The sequence below is a fragment of the Blautia sp. AM28-27 genome, assembly GCF_003480905.1.
In the GTDB taxonomy this organism is placed as follows: Bacteria; Bacillota; Clostridia; order Lachnospirales; family Lachnospiraceae; genus Fusicatenibacter; species Fusicatenibacter saccharivorans.
The window spans coordinates 1-18935 of record NZ_QUJK01000029.1; the positions used below are offsets into that span (position 1 = coordinate 1).

General features: G+C 46.1%; 20 protein-coding genes. 7 read left to right on the plus strand and 13 right to left on the minus strand.

Annotation, left to right across the window (positions count from 1 at the left end; genetic code table 11):
• Positions 1-669, plus strand: a 669-nt coding sequence (locus DW743_RS17425) for an MATE family efflux transporter (protein WP_243106637.1), incomplete at its 5' end; no start/stop codon positions are given.
• A gap of 263 nt (positions 670-932) precedes the next feature.
• Here the strand turns inward: DW743_RS17425 and DW743_RS17430 are convergent.
• Positions 933-1253, minus strand: coding sequence for a HipA domain-containing protein (locus DW743_RS17430; protein ID WP_243004604.1), 321 nt, complete (start codon positions 1251-1253; stop codon positions 933-935).
• Positions 1254-1654: 401 nt separating this feature from the next.
• On the opposite strand from DW743_RS17430, the gene DW743_RS17440 reads away from it, so the two are divergent.
• The 3 genes from DW743_RS17440 (at position 1655) to tig (ending at position 4156) form a co-directional block, all read left to right on the plus strand.
• Positions 1655-2092 (plus strand): IS630 transposase-related protein, encoded by a 438-nt coding sequence (locus DW743_RS17440; protein ID WP_117762252.1) that lies wholly within the window; start codon positions 1655-1657, stop codon positions 2090-2092.
• 7 nt (positions 2093-2099) lie between these two features.
• On the plus strand, positions 2100-2585 hold the full coding sequence (locus tag DW743_RS17445; protein ID WP_243004605.1) for a transposase: 486 nt from the start codon (positions 2100-2102) through the stop codon (positions 2583-2585).
• A gap of 344 nt (positions 2586-2929) precedes the next feature.
• Positions 2930-4156: a trigger factor gene (gene tig, locus DW743_RS17450; protein WP_117762254.1), complete on the plus strand. Its 1227-nt coding sequence runs from the start codon at positions 2930-2932 to the stop codon at positions 4154-4156.
• A gap of 238 nt (positions 4157-4394) precedes the next feature.
• Here the strand turns inward: tig and fucO are convergent, their stop codons facing one another.
• From fucO to DW743_RS17470, 4 genes are all read right to left on the minus strand, one after another.
• Positions 4395-5543, minus strand: coding sequence for a lactaldehyde reductase (gene fucO / locus DW743_RS17455; RefSeq protein ID WP_022462806.1), 1149 nt, complete (start codon positions 5541-5543; stop codon positions 4395-4397).
• Between the two features lie 223 nt (positions 5544-5766).
• The gene (locus DW743_RS17460) at positions 5767-6348 is read right to left on the minus strand and encodes a TetR/AcrR family transcriptional regulator C-terminal domain-containing protein (protein WP_022462686.1); all 582 of its coding nucleotides are present in this window, start codon (positions 6346-6348) and stop codon (positions 5767-5769) included.
• Positions 6349-6484: 136 nt separating this feature from the next.
• Entirely contained in the window at positions 6485-7324 is an 840-nt protein-coding gene (locus tag DW743_RS17465; RefSeq protein ID WP_117762255.1) for a cytosine permease, read from the minus strand.
• Positions 7325-7459: 135 nt separating this feature from the next.
• Positions 7460-8857 (minus strand): alanine/glycine:cation symporter family protein, encoded by a 1398-nt coding sequence (locus DW743_RS17470; RefSeq protein ID WP_117762264.1) that lies wholly within the window; start codon positions 8855-8857, stop codon positions 7460-7462.
• A 284-nt stretch (positions 8858-9141) separates the two neighbouring features.
• Between DW743_RS17470 and DW743_RS17475 the strand changes: the two genes are divergently transcribed.
• Complete coding sequence (locus tag DW743_RS17475) at positions 9142-10125, plus strand: dipeptidase (protein WP_117762256.1); 984 nt, start codon at positions 9142-9144, stop codon at positions 10123-10125.
• Between the two features lie 2 nt (positions 10126-10127).
• Here the strand turns inward: DW743_RS17475 and DW743_RS17480 are convergent, their stop codons facing one another.
• From DW743_RS17480 to DW743_RS17515, 7 genes are all read right to left on the minus strand, one after another.
• Positions 10128-10859, minus strand: coding sequence for an ABC transporter ATP-binding protein (locus DW743_RS17480; RefSeq protein ID WP_117510043.1), 732 nt, complete (start codon positions 10857-10859; stop codon positions 10128-10130).
• A gap of 3 nt (positions 10860-10862) precedes the next feature.
• Positions 10863-11741 (minus strand): ATP-binding cassette domain-containing protein, encoded by an 879-nt coding sequence (locus DW743_RS17485; RefSeq protein WP_117762257.1) that lies wholly within the window; start codon positions 11739-11741, stop codon positions 10863-10865.
• A gap of 1 nt (position 11742) precedes the next feature.
• Positions 11743-12546 (minus strand): ABC transporter permease, encoded by an 804-nt coding sequence (locus DW743_RS17490; protein WP_117762258.1) that lies wholly within the window; start codon positions 12544-12546, stop codon positions 11743-11745.
• A 77-nt stretch (positions 12547-12623) separates the two neighbouring features.
• Entirely contained in the window at positions 12624-13568 is a 945-nt protein-coding gene (locus DW743_RS17495) for an ABC transporter permease (RefSeq protein ID WP_117762259.1), read from the minus strand.
• A gap of 257 nt (positions 13569-13825) precedes the next feature.
• On the minus strand, positions 13826-14377 hold the full coding sequence (locus tag DW743_RS17505; protein WP_055221761.1) for a stage V sporulation T C-terminal domain-containing protein: 552 nt from the start codon (positions 14375-14377) through the stop codon (positions 13826-13828).
• Positions 14378-14549: 172 nt separating this feature from the next.
• Positions 14550-15443, minus strand: coding sequence for a DegV family protein (locus tag DW743_RS17510; protein ID WP_117762261.1), 894 nt, complete (start codon positions 15441-15443; stop codon positions 14550-14552).
• A gap of 575 nt (positions 15444-16018) precedes the next feature.
• Complete coding sequence (locus DW743_RS17515; RefSeq protein WP_055221751.1) at positions 16019-16468, minus strand: Rrf2 family transcriptional regulator; 450 nt, start codon at positions 16466-16468, stop codon at positions 16019-16021.
• 230 nt (positions 16469-16698) lie between these two features.
• On the opposite strand from DW743_RS17515, the gene DW743_RS17520 reads away from it, so the two are divergent.
• Entirely contained in the window at positions 16699-17325 is a 627-nt protein-coding gene (locus DW743_RS17520) for a DUF3786 domain-containing protein (protein WP_055226247.1), read from the plus strand.
• Here DW743_RS17520 and DW743_RS17525 read toward each other — a convergent pair.
• Positions 17247-17894 (minus strand): TetR/AcrR family transcriptional regulator, encoded by a 648-nt coding sequence (locus tag DW743_RS17525; protein WP_117762262.1) that lies wholly within the window; start codon positions 17892-17894, stop codon positions 17247-17249. The genes DW743_RS17520 and DW743_RS17525 overlap by 79 nt on opposite strands.
• Positions 17895-18062: 168 nt before the next feature.
• Between DW743_RS17525 and DW743_RS17530 the strand changes: the two genes are divergently transcribed.
• Positions 18063-18833 (plus strand): ATP-binding protein, encoded by a 771-nt coding sequence (locus DW743_RS17530; protein WP_117762263.1) that lies wholly within the window; start codon positions 18063-18065, stop codon positions 18831-18833.
• Positions 18834-18935: the final 102 nt, after the last annotated feature.

The window sequence follows — 18935 nt, forward strand, 5'->3', positions numbered from 1 at the left end:
CACTTCGCGCTGGACCGCGGACTGTACGCAGATCTGCTGGCGCAGGGATTTTCGATGGGATTTATGAGCAGCATCATTTATGTTGGTTCGATCGTTCTGCAGCCGGGCATCAACAGCCTCGGATATGAAACTATCGCCGGACATACCGCTGCGAGAAAGCTGTTTTCGTTCTCCATGATGCCGCTTTCCTCCATGGCGCAGGCCGTCAACATCTACGTTGCACAGAACCGCGGCGCAGACAACTGGGAGCGCGTGCGGAAAGGCATCCGTTACGCTTACATTTTCTGCTTCAGCGTAACCGCGTGCCTGATTGTAATCGTCACCCCGCTTGCACCAACCATGGTACACCTGATCTCTGGTTCATCCGACCCGACCGTCCTCGGAAACGGAGCCCGCTACCTCCGCGTAGCCATCCCGTTTTTCTTCGCCCTTGGTCTTGTCAACTGCAGCCGTCTGGCACTGCAGGCACTCGGAGAGAAAATTCTGCCGTTGCTGTCGAGCTTTATTGAGCTGTTTGGAAAGATTATCTTTGCCATGGTATTCATTCCACGCTACCACTACAGCGCCGTAATCTGGTGCGAACCGATCATCTGGTGCTTCATGGCTGCGGAGCTTGTGATTTCATTGTATCGAAATCCTTATATGAGAAAAGGGAAGACAGGAAACTGATTTTTAAATGAAAAAATTACCGGCCAATGCACGGAAAAATCTGTGTGTTGACCGGTAATTATTGTGAACTTCCTGAAATATTAACTTTCGTTTCGACATGCTCTTGCTTTAAACCAGTTGTAGCATACTTTAAAAGGAATTTTATGAGAGTTAATTAATTCTCGAATTTTCTATCGTTTTTTATTGAAAATGTGGGGAATATGATATTTCTGCATATCGAGAGTTAATTTTATAGGAAGTTCACAATTATATATCACATTATATTATTCATAGCAGGCACTGAATGCAGGTCTCATTTCTTCTATTTGTCTGCGTGTCAGTCCATAATCTGCAGCAATCCGCTCCCAGTTTTGCTTTACCGTTGTCAGGATTTCTTCTGCGTATGATTCTGCTTCGCTTTTTGGAATTCCAAACCGAAAAGCCGTTTGTACAGCAAGGTCAATATCGATGCTGTTGTCCTCTTCATCCACGTTCAAAGAAAGTTCATCGCCATAAGGAACAGGATTTACATCGTAAAGCGGAGAGAGAATCCAACCGTTTTCGGCAAGAATAAAAGCATGGTTCCGCAGGTGATCATCTGTCACAGAACTACGATTGCCCATTTCCTCAATTCAGGGAAATGGGATGATTCCTTGATTTCAGATACGTTAAAACGTTCTGTTATTGAGATTATTTATTCTGAAGCAGCACGCACCGGAAAGCCTGTTTTCTGTATTGTAGATGATACGATAGCTTCAAAGACAAAGCCTTCGTCACGGGCTCTGCATCCGATTGAAGATGCGTATTTTCACCAGCCCCATTTAAAGGGGAAACAGGACTATGGGTCAATGGATGCCATAAGCATCTGTTTCATTAAATTTGAATAAGTCATTTTTGCCTCCTTAGTTAGATGATAAATCGTAAATGCGTTTCTAACTATAGCAAACCTCTTAAATAATGCAGTCCCTTTACAGCGGTGATAAAATATAGTGTAGGAGATGATAGTATGCTACACAATGAAGCTAGAAAACTGGTATTGGAGGCCTGGGATAAAACTCATAATGCCAGGGAAATTGCAAAATATTTTTCAGTAAATGAAAGCACCGTATACCGCCTTATAGAAGAGCGTGCACGCACTGGCAGTTATGAGACCAGAACGCAGCTGAGAGACCGGAAAACAATTCTTACAGAAAAACAGCACCACGATATTCTGGAACTTGTACAAGAACAACCAGATATCACAATGAAGGAGATTGTCGAAACGCTTCATTTACCTGTAGGCGATGAAGCCGTCAGGCGTTTTCTGATAAAGCAAGGTTATACTTATAAGAAAAAATCTTTGCACGCAAAAGAACAGGATCGTCCCCGATGTGCAGAGAAAACGCAGTCAATGGATAGAAACTATATCTGGTGCAAATGCAGAACATTAAATATATCTCGATGAAAGCGGTATTAATACAAACCTCACAAGACACTATGCACATGCAGTACATGGGAAACGTGCCATGGATGCTACCCCGATCAACACGCCTGCCGGAACAACTGTTTTGTCATCCATCCGGCTTAACGGCAGTCTGGTATATACTACGTACCAAGGTGGAGCAACCGCACAGCGATTTCGTGAATATATTGGAAAACAATTGATACCGAGCCTTGAGAAAGACGATGTTGTAATCATGGATAACATGCGTTCTCGTCATGCCCAAATAGTGACGGAACTTTTAGACAAGGCGGGGATCTCCTATCTATATTTGTCACCATACAGTCCAGATTTGAACCCTATTGAAAAAATGTGGTCAAAAATGAAATCCTTTCTCCGAAAGAGGAAAGTCCGTGTTGCTGCTGAACTACCTGAGGCTGTAAAAGCGGCCTTAGAAACAATAAGCACGAATGATTGCAAAGGGTGGTTCCACGCATCTGGAATTTGCGTTAATTAAGAGGATAGCTATAATTGGCTTTTTTCTGATGCCAATCAGAAAAAAGCCGCACAAAATTGACGTAATGTCAAGAAATTTTTGAGTTACTGGTAAGAAAAAGGGAACTTCCTTTTTTAGTAAGAAAATTCCCTAAGTAAATGACATTGCCTGTGAGCTGTAACGATTTTGAGGCTGAAAATCATAAGAATTTCTAAAATCGGAGTCCCAGCCTTTTTTTTACACGTCAGATATGGTAGAATGGGATTTGTAATTCGCAGCGAAACAGCAGATGTTTCAGGGATAAGCGAACGGTAATCGAGAAAATTCGCGATGCGCCGGAAAACGGCGCAGTATGGAGGAATAAAATGAAGAGAAAAGCAGTAGCCATGCTTCTGCTCATGACACTGGGAGTAGCCAGCGTGAGCGGATGTGGAAAAAATGATACAACAAGCAGCAGTTCTGCATCGAGCGCAAGCAGCACAAGCGCTTCGTCGACATCCGATGCATCCAGTACATCGTCGGACAGCACCGCTTCCGAAGAATACATTTCCCCGAGCGAGGTGGACGGCATTCCGGTTGTGGATGAGGATGTGGATCCGGCAGAGTGTGTAACGCTTGGAGATTACAAAAAGCTCACACTGGAAAAGAAAGTAGAGCAGGTAACGGATGATGACGTACAGACGGCCATTATGGCAGAGACAGCTGTCACCATGGACGATCCGGACGCCACCGTACAAAAAGGCGACACCGCCGATATTGCCTATGTTGGCAAAGTTGATGGCAAGGAGTTTGACGGCGGAAGCAGCGATTCCTACAATCTGGTGATCGGATCCGGTACCTTCATCGATGGATTTGAGGATGGTGTCATTGGAATGAAAACAGGGGAGACAAAGGATCTGAACCTGAAATTCCCTGACAGCTATCAGAGTACCGATCTGGCAGGAAAAGATGTTGTGTTTACCGTTACGGTAAATGCGTTTACCCGCCCGGCAGAAAACATTGATGGATGGGAACTCGACGATGCATGGGTAGCAGAGAATACAGATTACAGTACTGTGGAGGAATACCGTGCCGGAAAACGCGCAGAGCTGGAGGCTGCAAATGAGACGACAGCGGAAAATAATCTGCAGAATGACGCGATGCAGCAGGTGGCAGACGGCTGTACGTTTCACAAAATTCCGAAATCCTATATCACCCTTGGCGAAGAAGATTACGATAAACGGTATACCGCTTATCTTCAGAATTACGGCATTTCCCTGGACGACTATCTGGAGCAGTATGCGGACAGAGCGACCTACAATCAGGAGAAAGCAACGTATGCAGGAACGATGGCAAAAAGTGCCCTCCTTCTGGATGCCGTAAAAGAGGCAGAAGGCTGGACAACAGATGACCAGGATTACCAGCAGATCTTAAACGACGAGGCAGCCAATGCCAATATGTCGCAGGAAGATTTCCTGAAGGCAGCCAATGACTATTACGGGGAAGATACGGTAGTGCGCAACATCATGATGGAGCGCATGATCAATATGGTTCTCGATAATGCAACGGTCAATACTGTGACTGTGGATGCAGACGGAAATACAGTAGAATAAAAAGAGAAATCACCCCGGAAAACAGGATAAAAATTTCTGTTTTCCGGGGTGATTTAACCGAATCAAGTAAGTCCCCTGCTTCCATTGCGAAAAGCAATAAGCAGTGGATGGGGACTTGCTTGTATCAGGAGGAGTGCAAGCTCCTTCTGATAAACTGCGGAGCAGTTATTTGGTTATGAGCAAGTAGCGAAGCGGATTGCGAATATCCGCTTCGCATGTGGGAAACGAATTGTGTTCGTTACGCCATGATTTTGCGGAACAGATCCTTCAGATCTTCTACGCTTGCATCCTTCGGATTGCCCGGTGCGCAGGCATCTGCGTGTGCGGAATCTGCAAGGAACTGCAGATCTTCTTCTTTGACTGCCTCGAGAACAGATGGGATTCCAACGTCTGCGGACAGCTTCTTAACAGCATCAATCGCTGCTTTTCTGTACTCTTCCTGAGACATTTCGTCTACACCTGCAACGCCCATGGCACGTGCGATTTCACGGTATTTCTCACCGGTGCACTCCTGGTTGTATTCCATAACGATCGGAAGCATCATGGCACATGCAACACCGTGTGGGGTATCATAAACAGCACCAAGGGTGTGTGCCATGGAGTGAGCGATTCCAAGACCTACGTTGGAGAAGCCCATACCTGCGATGTACTGGCCAAGAGCCATTCCTTCGCGTCCCTCTTTGGTGTTTGCGACAGCACCGCGCAGAGATTTGGAGATGAGTTCGATGGCTTTGAGATGGAACATGTCAGTCATTTCCCATGCAGCTTTTGTGGTGTAGCCTTCGATTGCGTGAGTCAGAGCGTCCATACCGGTGGAAGCGGTCAGGCCTTTCGGCATGGAGGACATCATATCCGGGTCAACAACTGCGATGATCGGCATATCATGCGGGTCAACGCATACGAATTTACGTTTTCTTTCTACGTCGGTGATAACGTAGTTGATGGTAACCTCTGCAGCAGTACCGGCTGTAGTCGGAACGGCGATGATCGGTACACACGGATTTTTGGTCGGTGCGGTGCCCTCAAGGCTTCTGACATCCTCAAACTCCGGGTTTGCGATGATGATACCGATGGCTTTGGAGGTATCCATAGAAGAGCCGCCGCCGATGGCGATCAGATAGTCAGCGCCGGATGCCTTGAAAGCTTCTACGCCGTGTTTTACGTTTTCGATGGTCGGGTTTGGCTTGATATCGCTGTAAAGCTCATAGTCGAGTCCGTTTGCGGTCAGAATATCGGTTACTTTGGAAGTAACGTTGAATTTAATCAGATCCGGGTCAGAGCATACGAAAGCTTTCTTGAAGCCGTGTGCCTTTGCTTCATTTGCGATCTCGGCAATAGCGCCTGCTCCGTGATAAGAGGTTGCATTTAAATTAATACGATTTGCCATGATTGAAAAACTCCCTTCTAAAATGAATAAATGGTTTTACTGAACTTGTTATTATATTAACAAATCCGGAAGGGAAAAAGAAAGTGACAGAAGAAGCGAAGTGTAACACTTTAAAAAAAATCGCCATTGTGACAAAAACAACAGAACAAAATTTGTGAAAAATAACCAGAGAGTGTCTGAAAAACCATTTCCGCAATCTGCAAGCCCCACTTTGACACGCGCTCTAAGAGAGCAGCTGCAGATTCCGGAACAGTTTTTTTAAGTCTTCCGGCATTGCCCGGACGAGAAGAGCGGCAAACTCGGAAGGTGTCAGATCCATGCCGGTAAGCACCCATTTTACGGTCATGGTGATGGAACCCTGACAGTACATTTCGAGAAGAAAATGCATTTCCGGTGAAACCGGACTGCCGCTTTTTTCGTGAATCAGATTTTCGTAGAACGCGAGAATCAGATCGAAATCGTGCTCACGCAGAGAATTCTGCTTGTCGTAGCGGAAGGCAGCGGCGAAAAAAGCTTTTTCTTTCTGAATATAGGTAAATTTCTTTTCCAGACTGTCAAAAACGGTCGTTCCGCGACCCATATGTTCGAAGGATTTTGTCAGTAATTTATCAAAATACCAGTTGATCAGATCGTATTTGTCGAGAAAATTGCGGTAGAAGGTCTGGCGGGTAACACCACAGATTTCACAGATCTGGCGCACGGTGATCTCTTCGACAGGGGTTGTTTTCATGCACTCCTTCATGGATTCGGCAAGACGGTATTTTGTTTTTTCTCCTTTGGGAGCAGATACGGTGGAATGGATCATCCGGGCAGTTTCCTTTCGCTTCGAAAATTGTAACTATGCAGAGTTATGCATATATTATAACGCGAATCCGAAAAAATAAAAAGCCCTGAACATGTTCCGGAGATAAGATACAGGAACATATTCAGGACGATTTTGCCTATTTTCTTTTGTTTACGGCCTGTCCGACACAGTAGCATACAGCGGCAACAACCATGCCGTTGATGGAAGCGATGCCCCAGTGTAAGAGGTTCGCAACAATGGCACCGAGAATGACACCGGCAACCGCAAACCAGTCTACGGTTTTAAGTTTCGGCTGATCGGTTTCAAAGTCCTCTTTGTTCATGAAGTAGGCGAGCACCAGAATCATGCCGACCGGCGGCAGGGTACAGTTCAGAATGTTGAGCCAGCCGCAGAAGTTGTAGTACAGCCATACGGAGGCAACCGTTCCGATGATACCGGAAAGGAGAACCATCGGTTTTTTCCTCTGATGGAAGATGTTGGCAAGACCAAGACCTGCGGTGTACAGAGCGTTGTCGTTTGTAGTCCAGATATTAAGACCGAGAACGAGAACAGCCAGGTAGAACAGGTTCAGGCGGACCATAACCTCGAAGATATCGTTTCCGCCGACAAAGATCGAAGAAACAGCACCGAAGAAAAACATCAGGGAATTTCCGATAAAGAAAGCCACAACCGTGGTGATGGCACCAGATTTTCCGTTCTTTGCAAAACGTGCGAAGTTCGGAGTTGCGGTTCCGCCGGAAACGAAGGAGCCGACACTAAACCATCCGATCTGCGTAAAGCTGGTCATGGCTGACGGCAGATAGGAACCTTTTTCGCCAAAAGCTCTCTGGGACAAAAGATCAAGTGACAGACCGGTTTTTGCACCGACGTAGCCGAGCAGACCGGTATAAATACCAAGAATGATTCCACCAAGGATCAGTGATCCCAAAAAGCCCCAGAAATCGAGGCCGTCAGCGAGCTGCTGGCCTACCCACATGCTTGCCGAGAAGAAGGTGAAACCAAGCTATAAACTTTTAACAGTGTAAGGGGTAGCAACCTGATTGTCAAGGGAAAAGGCGAATTTACATGATTTTCTTACAGAAGAAGGGAATGCGCCGCGATAAAAGGAATTTTACCGGGTTTTGCCTTCTCCGGAAAAATATTCTTTGGTAAGCTCCACAACCTTGCCCGAAAGCAGGAAGAGCGCAATCAGGTTTGGGATTGCCATGAGGCCGTTGAAGGTCTCGGCAATGCTCCACATCAGGCCAAGATTTGCGGTGGCGCCAAGGATGGCAACCAGAGCATAGGCGGCCATAAAATATTTTGTGATTCTTTCGGAGAACAAAAACTCGATGCAGCGTGCACCGTAAAGTCCCCATCCGAGAATCGTGGAAAAGGCGAAGCAGCACATCGCGAACGCGGTGAGCAGCGAAACCCAGTTTCCGTATGTAAGGGTAAAACCGCTGATGGTCAGCTCTGCGCCGGCAGCCTGTCCGTAGGTGATGGAAGTGCCGCTGCAGAGGATGACGAGTGCAGTTAAGGTACAGATTACAATCGTATCAGTAAATACCTCAAAGATACCGAACATACCCTGTTTGACCGGCTTTTTTGTGTCGGCACAGGCGTGCGCGATCGAACCGGTACCAAGACCTGCCTCGTTTGAGAAAATACCGCGGGACACACCTTTTTTCACACTCATGAGCATGCTTCCGACGATACCGCCTGTAACAGCAGAGGGACGGAAGGCGCCCTCAAGGATCGATACGAAAACAGACGGAATCCGGTTGAGATTCAGCAAAATTACACCGATGGCAAGGACAATATAAAACAGAGCCATAAACGGAACGAGCTTTTCTGTTACCTGTGCGATCCGTTTGACACCGCCGAGCAGGATCAGCGCTACGAGTACCGCAATGATGATACCCTGAATCAGGTTGGAGGTAGGGATTGCATCCTTTGAGATCACATGGTAATTCATTAGTGCGGAGTTGACTGCGGTTGTGATGGTGTTGACCTGCGTTGCATTTCCGGTTCCGAACACAGTCAGTACACCGAAAGCAGCGAAAAGATAGGCCAGAAAATGCCATTTTTTGCTGAGACCATTTTTGATGTAATACATCGGTCCGCCGACGAGTTCCCCGTTGGCGTTTTTCTCGTGATAGAAAACAGCCAGTGTTACCTCGGCAAACTTCGTACACATGCCGAGCAGGGCGGAAACCCACATCCAGAACACGGCACCGGGTCCGCCGATAGCGATAGCGCCGGCAACACCGGCAATATTACCGGTACCGACCGTGGCGGCAAGTGCTGTACAGACCGCCTGGAACGGTGTAATTGCGCCATCGGAAGCATCTCGTTTGCGGAACATTCTTCCGAGCGTTGTGCGGATCGCATACGGGAATTTTCGAATCTGGAGAAAACGGGTGCGAAGACTCAGGTAAAGACCGACACCGAAAATACAGATCATAGCCGGAACACCCCAGATAAAATTGTTCACGGCATTGTTGATGGTTTCAATCAGTTGGAGCATAGATACCTCTTTCTTTTTCATAAGCAGAAGCACTTTCTTGGAAGATCAGTGCTTTCATAAAGTAACACAATGCAAAAAGTATATCATCTCAGACGAGATTTGCAAGTTTTTTTCGAGAAAAAACGCGAACCCCCAAATTTTTTGCGATTCCGGAAAGATATATTTTCTCTAGCCTTATGGGTTTACCATGAGCCAGGCGGTTTTTTACGTTTTCTTCCAGTTTTTGTGAAGGAATGCAGCGAAATATGATAGAATAGAAAAAAACAGAAAAGAGGATTATTGCCATGTTTCAGGTAATTGATATGCACTGCGACACCATCCCGGCGCTGCAGTGGAAGGAAAAACAGGAGCATCTTGCGGATGCGGATCTTCAGATCAATCTGGATAAGCTGGAAAAGGGCGGCAGCCTCTGCCAGTGCTTTTCTCTGTTTACGTTCCTGAAGGGACTGAAAGACGAAACACCGTTTGAGCATGTGAGAAAGCTGGCTGATCTCTGGAAATCAGAGGTGGAACGGTATCCGGACCGCATTTGTCAGATCAAAACGTATGCGGATCTGATGCAGGTACAGAAGGAAGGAAAAATAGGTGCGGTGATGACCGTCGAAGAGGGTGGTGTTTACGAAGGCAGTATCGAAAAACTGCACACACTGTACGATCTCGGTGTGCGGATTTCCACGCTGACCTGGAACTTTCCGAATGAGCTTGGATTCCCGAACCCGGCGCAGGAAGAGGGAAAGCCATATCTTCCGGATCTTGAAAACGGGCTGACACCGACCGGTATTACCTTTGTCGAGGAGATGGAGCGGCTCGGCATAGTGATCGATTTATCACACTTAAATGATGCCGGAATCCGCGATGTTTTTGCACATACGAGAGGTCCGGTCATTGCGTCCCATTCCAATGCGCGCGGTGCGTGCTTCCATCTGCGAAACCTTTCAGATGAAATGATTCGTCAGCTCGCAGAGCGTGGCGGCGTCACCGGTATCAATTTCTGTCCGTCGTTTCTGCGCGAGGAGGAGCCGGCAACGAAAAAGGCATCGACGATGGATATGGTACGCCATATGAAATATCTGCGCAACGTCGGCGGTATCGATATCATCGGCCTTGGAACCGATTTTGACGGTTTCAGCGGTGAAACGGATGTGCCGGACACCGCGCATATGCAGCATCTCGCAGATGTGATGAGCCACGACGGTTTCACCGATGAGGAGATCGAGAAGGTCTTTTCCAAGAATGTACTTCGGGTGTTTAGAGAATGCTGGAAATAAAACTACAGCTCCGGTGATGCCGCCAGAAGCTCCTTTGTATAATCATTCTGCGGATGCGCAAACAGTTCTTCCGTCTCCGCGTTCTCCACAATCCGGCCTTCTTTCATCACGAGAACCCGGTCGCACATCTGATAGATCACGTTGAGGTCATGCGAGATAAAGAGAATCGAGAGCTGAAGCTCCTCCTGAAGCTGAACCATCAGCTCCATGATCTGCTTCTGAATCGTCACATCGAGAGCGGAAACCGGTTCGTCGGCAAGGATCAGGCGTGAGCCCTGGATCAGTGCGGCCGCGATGCTGACTCTCTGGCGCTGGCCGCCGGAGAGCTCATGCGGGCGGCGTTTCAGGTGCTCTGCGGAGAGACCGACTCTTTCGGCCATCGCAAGAACCCGTTTTTTTCGTTCTTCTTTCGGAACCTTCTGCATCCGAAGCGGTTCTTCTAAAATCCAGGAGATTTTCTTCGCCGGATTCAGGGAGGAAAACGGGTCCTGGAAAATCATCTGCGGATGGTCGACCTGCGAAATTATTTCGCCCTCATCTGGGCGGATAAATCCTAAGATCACTTTGGAGAGTGTCGATTTTCCGCATCCGCTCTCTCCGACGAGACCGAGAATTTCATTTTCATGAAGCTCGAAAGAGATATCATGAAGCACCGTTTTTCTCTGCTTTCCCTCCTGATAGGAGGCAGAAATATGGCTGACTTTCAGAATGTTGTTCGGACTGATTTCTTCCATGGGTTATTCCTCCTTTTCCGCAGGCGGAGCAGCTTTTTTGTCAGAGCCTGTCGGCCATTGAGCTGTTGGAGCGATTTTGATTCGCTTTCGCAGCGATGTTCGTCGGTTCGGAATTGCATCGAGCAAGCGGCGGGTGTAGTCTTCCTTCGGGTGGAAAAAGACATCGTCTACACTGCCGGATTCCACAATCGTCCCATGATTCATGACGATGACCCGGTCACAGAGCGAACGGATGACGCCGAGGTCGTGTGAGATAAAAAGAATCGCCGTGTGATGGCGTTCATTGATTTTTTTCAGCAACTTTAAGATCTGCGACTGAATCGTCACATCAAGAGCTGTTGTCGGCTCGTCTGCAATCAGAAGCTTCGGTTCTGTAATAAGCGCCGCAGCGATCATCACCCTCTGGCGCTGACCGCCGGAGAGCTGGTGAGGGTATTTTTTGCAAAGCTTTTCCGGGTCGGGAAGCTCGACCTCATGCATTATGGCAAGAACCTTTTCATGACGTTCTGCCGGTGTGCAGCTCTCATGGATCAGCAGTCCCTCTGCAATCTGTTCTTCGATGGTCAGAACCGGATTTAAAGAGGTCATCGGTTCCTGAAAAATCATGCTGATTTCTTTTCCGCGGATGCGCTGCAGATCCTGGTTGGAAGCGTGCGCAACGGAAGAATCTTCGTAGAGAATTTCTCCGCCGGATACGGCGGAATTTTCCTTTAAAAGGTGCAGAATGGAGAGCGCCGTCTGGGTTTTGCCGGAACCGGATTCCCCGACAATGCCAAGCGTCTCACCTTCTTCTAAGGAAAAGGAGATGCCTTTTACCACTTCGGTCGGTGGCGTGGTATCGTAAAATGCAATTTTTAAGTCACGTACATCGAGAAGTGCCATATCAGTTACCGCCTTTCTTCTGTAATCCGTCGCCGAGGAGCGATACGCCAAGCGCCAGTAAAATGACGGCAAGACCGGGGAAAACAGAGCCCCAGGGAGCAGTCATCAGATACGTCTGGGATTCTGAGAGCATCCGTCCAAGCGAGGCATCGGGCGGCTGGACACCGATGCCGAGAAAGCTCATGCCGGCCTCGGAGAGAACGGCGTTGTTGAAACCGATTGCTGCCATCGAAAGAAGGGACGGGACCGTATTTGGCAGGATATGTACAAATATGATCCGAAGATGGGAAACACCCATCAGACGGGCACTTTTGACATAGTCCATATCTTTGCGTGCGAGAAATTCGCTTCTGGTGATACGTGCAAAGCTCGGAATGAATACGATACCGAGTGCAAGGATCACGTTGTATTTGCCGGGACCCAGCAGCGCGATAAATACCAGCGCCAGCAGGATTCCCGGAAAGGAAACAATGACATCGTTTATGCGCATCAGGATTTCGTCAATCCATCCGCCAAAATACCCGGTGAACGCACCGACAAGAACACCAATGGTTCCGCCGAGCAGCAGAGTAGCGAAAGCGACGAAGAAGGTTGTACCGGTTCCTTTTAAGACGCGGCTGAAAATATCGCGTCCAAAGTGATCACAGCCGAACGGGTGTGACAGAGATGGAGCAGCGAACTTGGCTGCGCCGTTCATTGCATCCGGGTCGTACGGTGTGTAGAAAAAGCCGATCAGAAGAAACAGAAGCATAAAAGAGGTGAGAACAGCTCCGATGATCAGCGTGAGATTGCGTTTCTTTTTCATAATGAAACCCCTTTCCTTTGTCGTGGGCGGCTCCCTGCGACCTTTCGGTCGCGGGAGCTGATGATCGAAAGCTCCCGTCAGTCTTTTACGCGGATACGCGGATCAATTCTGCCATACAGCAGATCTACCACGAAATTGATGATAATAATGAGGGCGGCGATCAGTACAAGGATGCCCTGAACCACGGGGTAATCGCGGTTGGAGATCGAAGTGATCAGAAGATTGCCCATGCCCGGAATCGAAAAAACCTGTTCCAGAATAATGCTGTTTGCCACAATATCTGCGATTGTCATGCCCCAGAAGGTCAGTACCGGAATCAGGGCGTTTTTCAGCACATGGTGATACATAACACGGCGTGTACTGTTTCCGCGGGAATAGGCGGTGCGCACATAGTCGGCATCGAGCTGCGAGAGCACAGAGCTGCGCAGCATTTTGACAGCCATGGAACAGCGCGGAAGTGCAATGGCGGCAGACGGTGCAACAAGATAACCGATAAAACCGGAAAAATTTTCAGAAATCGGCACATAGGCGCCCGGCTGAAACCATTTGAGAATCAGACCGAAAAGATACGTGATCAGAATACCGATGAAAAATCCCGGCACAGACATGATCACCTGATTGATCGTCATGATCAGCCGGTCCAAATGGCCTCCGGCGTGCTGTGCTGTGAAAATGCCGAGGGGAATCGAGACAACAAGGATCATCAGGAATGCGATAACGGTGATAGCGATGGTAATCGGAACTTTATCGCGGATCAGTTCTCCGACCGGCATCGAGTACGAATACGAGGTGCCGAGATCTCCATGAAAAAAGCCGGTTACCCACGAAGCGTACCGTTCCAGAACCGGCCGATCCAGTCCCATTTCCTTCTGCAGAGCCTCAATCCGCTCCGGCGTCGCCTCCGTTCCAAGCTGCGATTTTGCCGCATCTCCGGGTATGACGGAAAAGGCAAAGAACGATAAAAAGGATACAAGAAGCAGCGTAAGAAGGAGAGAGCCGAATTTCTTTGCAATGTATTTCATGAATGGAAATTCCTCCTTGTGTAATGTAGGATACTCCGGGAATTTTTCCCGGCTTATAAAAGCAGGCACAGAAAAGCTTCGGGCGTATCGGCTGAAGGTTTTCGTGCACGTCATTTTTATTGTAGACAATGCAGGTGTAAATAGCAAGATAAAATTGGAATATCTCGAATTACAGAATAACAGGAAAAGGCCTCTTGCATAACCGGTGCGGATGATGCAAAAAGCCTTTGATAAATTGCCTTCGATAAATCCCCTGTTTAGTTTTCCATTTCCCGTCCGAGGTACGTTGCCGCTACCTGGAGGAGCTTCTTTTCCGTATCGCCCGGCAGGGACTCCCTGTCTTTGCCGCAGAGAATGACCGAACCGATGGCATCACCGGAGGAGAGAATCGGAAAAATGAGCTCCGGCAGAGGAGTAGTATTGTCTGTGTTTTCCAAAATTGAAAAATAAGCCTTTTCACCGGGACGCGCAAGTACTGTTTTCCGGTTCAGAATCGCTTCCTCCAGCCGGCTGCTGATGGACTTGCCAAGATAATTTTTCTGTTCCGGCCCGTTTGCCGCCACAATCTGTTCCTGATCCGAAACACAGACGAGACATCCGGTCACCGTTGAAATTGATTTTGTAAACCCTGCTGCGCATTCCGCCAGCTCTTCGATCGGTGAGTATTTCTTCAGGATAATCTCACCCTCCCGTCCGGTATAAATTTCCATGGCCTGTCCTTCCCGGATCCGCATCGTGCGCCGGATTTCCTTGGGAACTACCACACGCCCCAGATCATCAATCCTTCGAACAATTCCCGTCGCTTTCATATGAAAAATTCCTCCTGTTTCCGCAATGTACTTTCCATAATTTGTACTGTATGGGTAGTATGTGGAAAAACAGGTGGAATTATGCATGGAAAAAAGAAACAGTATTTCCGCTGTTTGCAGCAATTTCGGAAAAAATACAGTGAAACAGCAGTGGTTAGTCTGGTTGCTCCTTTTACAGAAGACTGCGGTCTTTTCCGAGATAGAACAAAGCGATCGTATCCGGTCCGACATGGCTTCCGGTGCAGTAATCGTAAGAAGTATTGATAAACTCACGCACCTTCACTCTTTTCTGGATTTCTTCCATCATATAAAGAGATTCCTCATAGGCATCTGCATGTGCGATTCCGACGATCTGGTTTTCCGGGTCTTCGATCGTTTCACAGAAAAGACGAATCAGTTCATTTAAAACGGCCTTGCGTCCTCGGACATTCTTGTAGGAAACAATATAGCCATCTTCACTTCCACGCAGAATCGGTTTGATTTTCAGCATATTTCCGACCACAGCGACACTTCCCTTGATTCTTCCGGTACGGGAAAGATATTTCAGATCGCCGACGGTGAAAACACCGTTCATTTTGCTAACGTAGGTTTCCAGAAGATCTGCCGCTTCGTCTACGTTCATGCCCCGATCGCGCATTTCGCTGGCATAGATGGCGAGGATGCCCTGTGCAAGAGAGGCATTCAGGGAATCGACGAGGCGGATTTTACGTTTTCCGCCGTATTCCTCAAGAAGCTCCTCGGCAGCAAGTCTTGCGGAGTTATAAGTTCCGCTGATGTTTTTGCTTAAGGAAAGATAGATGACATCCTGATCTGCCTCAAGAGCGGTGCGGAACGCATCCGCAAAATTTGCGGTGCTGATCAGTCCGGTCTTGATTTCACAGCCGGTGCGCATGGCATTGTAATATTCTTTTCCTTTTGCAAGCTCCTCTTCCGGTGACAGATCCGGGTCGAAGCAGACCAGCTCTTTTCCATTCACAAGATTGACGAAAGAAACGACATGGATATCGTATTTTTTCGCAGTAACAGCAGGCAGATTTGCCGCTGAATCAACAAAAACCTGAAACATAAATAAAATTCTCCTTTGTAGTGTAAATGTCCCCCAAAATGATGTAACTTTTGATAAGCATTGTAGCACATTGTATCACCAAAGAAGAGAGATTTCAATGGAAGATAGACAACATACTACAAAGGAGTGTGCCGACAAGTTGATTCCTGAAATCATCTGTTTTCGGAAGAAATTTGACCAGGTATCAATGCATAGTAATAATGACCAAAAACGGCAGACGTATTTTTAGTAAAAACCGCTTTTGAAATAAAATCGTTTTATCTATAAATGAGCAAGTTCGTGATTTTGCATAAAAGAAAGACACCTTGATTCTTGATGTTGTATAATGAAAGTGACGAAACAAACATTTGCAACATTTACGAAAGAAGGTGCCTCTTGCAAATACTATACATCATTCTTTATTCATATACAACCAGCTTAAGCAATTAAGGATAGAGTAAACTTACTGTCAGTTGGAGAGTTGCAGAAGATTCCCTGCTATGAACTTGACCAGATTGTTTTCTCATAGTCTACTTCTCCCACAGTGTTTTGGTAGCATTTCGTATTTGCTGAAGGTACATGAAAGTGTTCTCCTGTTAAATAATATTCTGTAAGTTATTTTCTATAGATATCCGCTGATAGTAGGTATCTATGATATCCTGCAAAGTAATCGTATTCATTTTTTCTTCGGCAGCCTTTTGAATTTCATTATAAAATCCCTGCAAAGATAACTGAATGTTAATGCCAACGCCACAATCTGGATTGGTATGAGTATCTAAATGAAGCAATGGTTTATCACCTTCAACTGCTTTATAAATATCCAGCAATGTAATCTGATCGGCTGGTTTTGAAAGAGAAGGACGGGCATGTCCGGCTACACTTGTCATAAGTTCCGCTTTTTTTAGTTTTAACATAAGCTGGCGTACAAAGCCGGGATTTGTATGGACACTTTCTGCAATTGAGGCACTGGAGAGGGATTTTTCCTGGTTGATAGCAATCAGAACCATCACATGAACAGTATCACTTAATTTCGTTGAATATTTCATGATAAGAAACTCCTTGTAGTATGATATAATGATCTTGTTTTCACGTTTTTGGGATGAAAATATTTCTGGTTTGTTTAAAACATCCTAAGTTCTCAACAGTTCTTTTTAATGTGTTGATAAACTGTACATTTTTTAATGCTTTGATGATTGTAAATAATATAATTACAACTATAATGGAGATTAAAGGAAAAGTCAACACAGATACTATAAATGTTCACAAAGGAGAACTTATGGAATACAAAAATCAAACAGAAAATCGTGCATTTCAGGAAATGTTGCAGGCAGCAGTAAAACGGCTGCAAAATCGTTCCGGAGAGGAGATTGCTGCAAAAAGCGGGGCTGTTTTTCATAGCAGCCGGAATGTGCTTGAAGTACTGAGTTTTTATGAAACAATTGAAATTCAACTCCCTGAGTTTCGTATTAACTCAAACGTGGACGAATGGCATTATCTGACATTGCTGCATTATCTGGATATGGCCGATGGCACAGAAGGCTCACAGAAGCTCATTACTTTTGGTAACCTGAAAGATGGATTGATACGGGGAACCAAGTTTGACCGGACTGCAGAGCAGAAACTGGAAAAGCTTTTGCAGGATAAAGATCCTGAGAAAATTCAGAAAGCATGTAAAAACCTGGGTGCAGAATTCACAGAAACAAAGGCGGATCTGTGTGCTGTTTTTCCAGTTCTGCCAAGATATCCGGTAACTTTAAAGATATGGTTTGCAGATGAAGAATTTCCTGCATCTGGCAAAATATTTCTTCAGGATCATGCCGATCATTATCTGAGTGTAGAAGATGCGGTAACAGTTGGAGAAATTTTGCTGCAAAAATTATCGGAAGCCTTTTCTTCTCTCTGATCATGAATCAGAAAACTTTCCAACCCGGCTTTGATAAATTTGTCGATTACTGTCTGAATCTGTTTCCAGTCATTACAATGATTGCGGAGCATCAGTCTGTTGATGGAAAGGCAGCCATTCATTTGAAAATAAAAAACCGATTCTGCCTGTTCAAAGGTCAGGAGGCTGTGTGACATAAGCCAGGTCACATAGCCTTCTTTTGTATTTTCTGCTAATTTTTCCAGAAGAATGGGGGCAATTGCATCATCCAGAAACAGTGCCCTATATTGTGATTCCATCTGTATTTTCTGACAGAACGGATAGGAACAGCTTTTTTGATTTAGACAGAATAAATGATCTACAGTTGTTAACATATCCTGAGTCATATCATTAAAAATATCTGATAATACATCATGGATATCGTAGTAATGAAGATAAAAAGTGCCACGGTTGATTTCAGCATTTTTGCAGATCTCTGTAACTGTAATTTTCGTAAAACTTTTCTGCTTTAACAATTCTAAGAACGTATCTTTTATGGTTTGTCTGGTATAGCGGGTACGGCGATCTTGTTTTCTCGTTTTTTCTGACATTATATACTCCTGTATTATTTGGGATCATATGATTTCTCAACAATTTTTCTGATGTGTTGAGTAACCATACAAATCTCACAGACTGATTATTGTAATTTATATAGTAACAACTATAATGAGATTAAAAGAAAAAGTCAACAGATTGTTCAGAATTTTAGGAGGAAAAACATGGGACATGTAATTGCAGTATCAGGAAAAGGCGGCGTAGGAAAAACAACTCTTTGTGGATTGTTGATCCAGTATTTATGTGAAAGCGGAAAACGTCCGGTCCTAGCGGTGGATGCAGATGCAAATGCAAATTTGAACGAAGTGCTCGGTGTTGAGCCGGAGGTCACACTTGGGGAGCTGAGAGAAGAAATTGAGCGGGCAGGCATAGACCCACGATATCAGATTCCCTCCGGTATGACAAAACAGGCATATCTGGAAATGCGTCTTTCTGATGCGATTGCAGAAGAAGACGATTATGATTTGATGGTAATGGGACGAACCCAGGGACAGGGCTGCTATTGTTTTGTAAATGGCCTTGTACAGACCCAGGTTCAGAAACTGCAAAGCCATTATCCATATATTGTGGTTGATAACGAAGCGGGTATGGAACACATCAGCAGAGGAATTCTGCCAATGATGGAAGTTGCGATTCTTGTGAGTGACTGTTCCAGAAGAGGTGTTCAGGCAGCCGGACGTATTGCAAAGCTGATGAATGAATTAAACTTTAAACCACAGAAAACTGGATTAATCGTGAATCGTGTTCCGGATGGAAAACTGGATGCCGGAACTCTGGAAGAAATCCGAAATCAGGGATTGGAACTGTTAGGCGTTGTACCACATGATGACCAGGTATATCAGTATGACTGTGATGGAAAGCCGATCATACGGCTTCCGAAAGATTCTCCTGTAAGAAGTGCACTGGGAGAAATTGTAAAGAAATTAGGATTGTGAGTTGGAGGATTGAAAGTTTGAAAACTGCGCGTCGCATTCTCGTTACTTCAGCCTGCAAATAAAAAGTCAATACTAAAATTGAAGAAAGTTAAAAAACTTTAC